Genomic DNA, 2084 nt, shown 5'->3' with positions numbered 1-2084 from the left:
GGTTTACTTTATATTTTTACGTTTAACGACCTTAATGCCTGCCTTCACAATTGTCTCAATCATAACCATTATCAACAAGGTTGGGATTAATCCTGTGACGGAGAGCAACACGACAAAAATATCATCCTGCAGTCCAGGCCATGGGGGGGCTCCGTAATCTGGTTTCATCAGTTGATCAAAATAATCCGCGATGGCTATCGATTTGATGTATTCATAATCAATCAGCCAGCCGGGGAAGGGCGACAGCAGGTAGTAATCTATAAAAATAAAAAGCGCCAGCCGCACCGCTATCTTACAGAATAAGGCATGGCGCATTCATATCCCCCGTAACTTCGATTTCTCCATATGCCTTAAGATGTATGATTGGGATGTCTCTAGTGTGCGAATTCAACAACGCGCTTCTGAGCGTGTCAAAATCCGCATGATACATGAATGTTAAACACCCATCTGATACGCCGGTACCATCCGGACGCAATGGATGCAAACGGAAACTTTTGCGCAAGGTCTCGCCGATATAAGTTGAATCATCAATCAAACCATCTTGGCGATACAGAGCAAACCAAGATGAGTAATCATTACCTGTGCGAATATGCTTTTCGTACTCCTTTAATCTCGACCTCACTCCCCCTCTGGGGCGGTCAACAATCCAGTATTTACCCGTCGGAATACCATGTAATTTTCTGATACCCAAGGCCAATGGACTCCGTGGGCATACTGGCCTGTCCGTCAGCGTGTTTGAAATTGTGCATATGAGGATTGATGTTAAGTATACGCACGCCTTCCATTGTCATATTCAAAAACTCTTCCTCCATACCAGCCGCATTAATGCGATACCATTTAATCACCGCCTTTTGCAGCTTTTCGCTGGTGGCGACGGCACGGTATAGGTAGGGAGTGATTTATCGAACTCTTTTACAAGTCCCATGGTTTGATGAATACGGGTAGATGTCAGCCGACCGGTATTGCCATCGAAGGGTACGGAAAGACCATGCGTGAAGCTTTGGATCTCGATCGCGCCTTCACGGCTTAAAACCTCAGAACCGCCATAAAGTAGTGCGCCATTTGCATCGTATAGCCAGAGATATGCGGGGTTAGCCATAATGAAACTCCTTTTTAAAATGAGGAGTGACGTTATGCCTGCGAAGGGGAGTTAACAATTAGTGACCGTTGCAAAAAAGCAATTTTCAGAAATTTAGTATCAATGAGAAATGTGGCATTACAGACTCCCCGACTTTTACGAAGACCAGGCCGGGGAGGCCAGCAATATTTACGGATGCTGTTTCGCAAACTCTTCTTTGGCTTTTTGCAACTGTTGCTGGAAAGCCGAATTCGTATGCAAGGTAGCGACCACAGCGGAGCCCACGATACGGGCCGCATCGACATCACTTTGCCAGTGGTAACCACAAATCACACGGCTTTGTCCTAAATCGAAACCACGTTGCAGGATTTGATCCTGGCGCTGCGGGTTAATTTCTGTGAGTACCAGCGCCGTAGCCCAGCCAATAGAAGTGTGCCCGGAAGGATACGAACCGTTTTTAGACAGCTTATCCTGCTCAGTGGTGTTACAGGTCGGCACACCATAGAAGGCAAACGGGCGGATGCGCATGTACTTTTCTTTAGCAGAACGTGTCGCAAGGTCACCTGCATCTTCAATCATATTGGTCAGCAGTTTGTGCAATTCCGGTGTGTCTTTAGCGGTGATCGGCGAACCGAATGCGCCCGAGAAAGCGTTCGCGACGCCACCGGCACTCAGGTTGGCATCTTCGGCAGCCAGTTTGCCACGTTCAGTTGAGCGCAGCAGACGTCCCTGTTCATACATGGCCTGATCGTTTAGGAAAGCGATACTGCCCACCGCAGGTGGTGGCGGCAGCAGCGCCAGGCTGTTAATCGCCTGATCATTTTTTAAGTAGTAAAGGTCTGGTTTGGTGGTTGCATCATTGCCGGTCAGGGCAAACGAGCTGACAGAAAAAAAGCTGGCGAGGCAAAAAGTAGTAATAATTTTCATCAAAGTTTCCTTACACGAACCGCTGAATGTTTATTACGAATTCATTTTCGTAACATTTACCCACATCTCTGAGTAAAAC

General features: G+C 47.2%; 3 protein-coding genes and 1 pseudogene. All 4 read right to left on the bottom strand.

Going from position 1 to position 2084, the window contains the following annotated elements; translation table 11 throughout:
* Nucleotides 1–3: 3 nt before the first annotated feature.
* Nucleotides 4–315: a hypothetical protein gene (locus J1785_RS01430; protein ID WP_129953566.1), complete on the bottom strand. Its 312-nt coding sequence runs from the start codon at nt 313–315 to the stop codon at nt 4–6.
* A complete protein-coding gene (locus tag J1785_RS01425; RefSeq protein ID WP_336369468.1) occupies nt 293–622 on the bottom strand; it encodes a tlde1 domain-containing protein in 330 nt (109 codons plus the stop codon). Before J1785_RS01425 ends, J1785_RS01430 begins: the two co-directional genes overlap by 23 nt.
* Nucleotides 623–653: 31 nt before the next feature.
* Nucleotides 654–1099: pseudogene (locus J1785_RS01420) on the bottom strand (Hcp family type VI secretion system effector).
* Between the two features lie 168 nt (nt 1100–1267).
* Entirely contained in the window at nt 1268–2005 is a 738-nt protein-coding gene (phoC, locus tag J1785_RS01415; RefSeq protein WP_129953568.1) for an acid phosphatase PhoC, read from the bottom strand.
* Nucleotides 2006–2084 lie beyond the last annotated feature (79 nt).

The organism is Rahnella perminowiae (genome assembly GCF_019049755.1).
GTDB lineage: Bacteria > Pseudomonadota > Gammaproteobacteria > Enterobacterales > Enterobacteriaceae > Rahnella > Rahnella perminowiae.
The sequence above is the reverse complement of the archived record's forward strand: the minus strand, read 5'-3'. Positions and strand labels throughout refer to the sequence as shown.